This is a genomic window from Gordonibacter sp., assembly GCF_036667095.1.
In the GTDB taxonomy this organism is placed as follows: Bacteria; Actinomycetota; Coriobacteriia; order Coriobacteriales; family Eggerthellaceae; genus Gordonibacter.
On the sequence record NZ_JAVWUP010000085.1, the window covers coordinates 6,987 to 10,732 of the forward strand.

The 3,746-nt window shown below is 62.1% G+C and carries 3 protein-coding genes; all 3 read right to left on the bottom strand.

The window, feature by feature from the left end; genetic code table 11:
- The coding region (gene raiA, locus RR842_RS08690) for a ribosome-associated translation inhibitor RaiA (protein WP_332522363.1) at window positions 1–549 on the bottom strand (549 nt) is incomplete at its 3' end.
- Between the two features lie 312 nt (window positions 550–861).
- A complete protein-coding gene (locus tag RR842_RS08695) occupies window positions 862–2,457 on the bottom strand; it encodes an FAD-dependent oxidoreductase (protein ID WP_332513448.1) in 1,596 nt (531 codons plus the stop codon).
- Between the two features lie 363 nt (window positions 2,458–2,820).
- A partial coding sequence (locus RR842_RS08700; protein ID WP_332729485.1) for a LuxR C-terminal-related transcriptional regulator occupies window positions 2,821–3,746 on the bottom strand: 926 nt, incomplete at its 5' end.

Below are 3,746 nucleotides of genomic sequence, written 5' to 3' on the forward strand. Positions count from 1 at the left end.
GCCGTAGCCGCCGTCGTTGCGGCGATACAGCACGTTTGCCAAGCCCGAGTTGCGATCGGTGTAGGCGAAGAAGTCATGGCCGAGCAGGTCGATCTTCACCAAAGCCTCTTCCTCGGTCAACGGCTCGAACTCGATCTCCTTCACGCGTACGACCTCGTCGTCGGCAGCAAGCTCGTTCATGAGCTGGTCGAGGTTGGTCGGCGCGGTGTGATCCACGCGGATGGTCTCGTCAACGGCGCGCAGCTTGCGGTCGACGACCTTTGTCTTGTACTTGCGCAGCTGGCGAACCACCTTGGCGGCGGCTACGTCGATGGCGGCGTACATGTCCTCTTCGCGTTCTTCCACGCGGACGATGTGGCCCTTCGTGCGCAGCGTTACTTCGCAGCAAGCAGGGCGGGGGTTCGCGGGGTTCTTCTCAACATAAAGGACGATTTCGGCGACCAGGGGATCGATGTCCATGACCTTCATGGAGTTGCCGATCTTCTCTTCGGCATAGTCGCGCAATGCGTCGGTGACGGGCATTTTGCGTCCGGCTACGGTAATGCTCATAGCGCTCACCTCATATCTCGTGGCGAATAAAAAACAGCCTGGTCGTGGAGGTGCCCAACCATGCGGTGAGGGGCGTACTTACCGCTCAAGCAGGTACAAAGCCGACTCCTTACGTCGTAGCTGACAGATACAGCATAGCGTAAAACGGGGGTTTGCGGTGCGTATTTTTGCGGTGTTTGTTGTCAACTTGAAAACAACGCAGCCGGGTGTTGCGCGCGGCAGAGGGACGCGGCGGATGCAGATGCAGAAGCGACGCCCAAGGAAGGACGCCGCTTCTGCATCAGAGTACGCGCGCAGGGGGAGGGAGATATCTTACGCGCCGTAGTATTTCATGGCCGATTGGGCGGCGATGCGGCCGGTGACGGTGCCCATGCACATGGACGAGCCGCTGACGGCGTAGCGCATGTAGAACATCTCGGCATTGGCCAGCGTGCCGCCGGAGTACAGGCCGGGCACGGGTTTGCGGTTCGCGTCGAGCACTTCGGCCTTCGTGCTGATGGCTAGCTGACCGAACGAGTCGTTCGTGTTCGGGGTGATCTCGATGCAGTAGAACGGACCCTGCTCGATGCGCTTCAAATCTTCGGGCTTCTTGTGGAAGTCGGGGTCCTCGCCGGCGTCGCACAGCGTGTTGTACTTCTCGATGGTTTTCACCGTGGGGTAGGGAGGCAGGCCTGCCGCGATGGCTGCTTCCTCGATGCTGTCGGCCTTGTGCGCCACGCCCTTCTCGACCGCCTTGGCCAGAAGACCCAGGCGCTTTTCGGTCTGCTGGGAGTCGCAGATGATGAAGAAGTGGGCACGTCCGCTTTGCACAAACGGCGTGAAGTAGTCGAACTGGCTGGTCATAGACTCATTGGCGCAACGGTATCCCAGGTCGGTCAAGAACACGCCCGTGTTGACCATGCGCAGCCCGGAAATCTCGTCGTTCAGCGGCACGGGGTCGCGGCCCACGAGGTGGATCTGCGACAGGCCGCCCTTCATAAGCGTCATGGCGCCGGCCTGGCGGGCCAACTCGATGCCGTCGCCGGTGTTGCTGGGGCTGGAAAGCGAGTGCCAACCCACGGTGCCGGGGGCATAAAGCTCTTTCGCCCAGTCCTGGCCGTCGAAGCCGCCGGAAGCCAGCATGACGGCCTTCGCGGTAATGGTGTACTCGGTCTTGCCTTCGCGCGCTTTCACGCCGGACACTTTGCCGCCATCCATGAGCACTTCGATGGCGCGCGTCTTCATCATGACCTCGGCACCGTTTTTCTCGGCTTCGGCAATGAGCGTGTCGATGATGAACTTGCCGCCGTTCTTCACGACCATGGAGCGGTCGGAAACGCCGTCGCCGGGTTTCTTGTTGAATTCGCAGCCCATCTCGACCAGCCAGTCCATGGCCGCGCCGCCGTTGTCGGCCACGAGGCGGCAGATGTCGATGTTGGCATCGCCGTCAGACTGCGTAAGGAAGAACTGCGCGATCTCTTCGGGCGTGCCGTAGTTCGTGAGTCCCAGGCTGTCCTGGTACTTGGAGCCGCAGCAGTAGAAGTTGCCCGTGCAGATGGACGAGTCGCCGCCGGAGATATCGTGCTTTTCCAGCACGATGACCTTGGCGCCGGCGCGCGAGGCCTCCACGGCCATGCTCATGCCCGCGATGCCGCTGCCCACGACTACGATGTCGGCTTCCTTGGCCTCCTGCTTGTCGGCAGGCTTCTCGGCGGCAGCCTGGATGGTGTCGGCCTTCGACGTTGCTCCCTTGTCGGATGCGGACGCCTCGCTGCCGTCGGCATCGGGCTTGCTGGGCGCGGCACTGCTCTGAGGCGCGCAGCCCGCAAGGCCCGCTCCGGCCATAACGGCTGCCGTGGCACCGAGTCCTACCAGAAACGAGCGACGCGAAACGCCGCCTTTGATCAGTTCATTCCCCTGCTCCGTCATAACTATTCTCCCTCTCGGTCAGTTTTCCGATAGTGCTTCAAGTCGCTTTCGGCGAGTTCCTCCGACCTCGCCTTTGACTGCCGCCTATGTTCGGGGAAGAGGCCAAGACCCGCCAGCACCAAAAGGGGTGGGCGTGCAAAATTCCCTAAAGTACCAGTTCATAAGTGTACCTCCCTCCTGAATGGAGGGGTGGGGGAAGAGGTGGCGAGCGAGGGGGCGGTAGGCGGCGAGGGCGAAAAGGGGAAGGTCGGGCGTCGTTGGAGCGGAGTTGTGCGGGCGAAGATAAGGGAGGGGGACGGTAAAGCTGCGAAAGGCATGCGGATGCGAGAAATGCCGGGGTACGCCGGGCCGAGGTTGGAAGGGCTAGTGCTTCTCGATGAACAGCTCTACGCGGTCGAGCAGGTCCTGCTTGTCCACCGATCCGCTTTTCTGGTAGACGTTGTGGATGTAGCCTTTGACGGTGTTCGGCGACAGTCCCAGTTCGGCGGCGATGTAGGTGCGCGTGCGGCCTTGGCAGAGCAGTTCCAGCACTTCGGCCTCGCGCGGGGTGAAGCCGTGCAGCTCGGAGAAGGTGCGCATCAGGGCCGTGCGAACTTCGCGTTCGGCCAGGGCGGGGGATTGCGTACGTGCAGTACCGTCGGCGTCGACGGGGTTCGCGGTTGCCTCTGGTGCGGGGGTTGCTTCTTCTGCGCGCGTTCCTCTTTCTTTTTTGTGGCGCTCGAGCCGTGCTGCGACGATGGGGTTCAACGCCAGTACGAACAGCGAGACGAGAGACACTAAAGCCAGGCCCGCAATCAGGTTTTCCTCGGTGAGGACGGCGGCTCCGAATGCAACGCCGCCCAGGATAAGCAGGCTTCCCACGCCCAAGGCCACGCTCAGGTACACCCACATCGACACGTTGTCGCGGGTTGCCAGCTGGCAGAGGATGATGCGCAGGTTCATGCTGGACAGGTAGTAGGCTACGAACACCAACACGGCCGCTGCGATATGCAGGGCTTGCGAAGTGATAAACGGCAGGGCGATCAAGGCGACGGCTACCACGGGGAACAGCAAGTCGTAGAGGTCGGATGCGGGCTGGCGCTTCGAGGTGCGCAGCGAGCCGGCGAACATGATGGCGGCGGCTACGACAATGCCCAGCACCGCCTGCGCCTCGATGGGCAGCAGGTCGGCTTCGGCGTTCGTGGCCACTTGGCTTACCGCGCCGAACACGAACGAGAACACTGCCAGATACGAGATGGCTTTCACGAAGTCGAAGGCACCCGTCTTCGAGAAGCTGATGCGCCGGCCGA

Bases quoted from the DNA above. Each gene is read 5' to 3' on its own strand.
- RR842_RS08695 (WP_332513448.1), bottom strand. From the start codon at position 2,457: ATGACGGAGCAGGGGAATGAACTGATCAAAGGCGGCGTTTCGCGTCGC.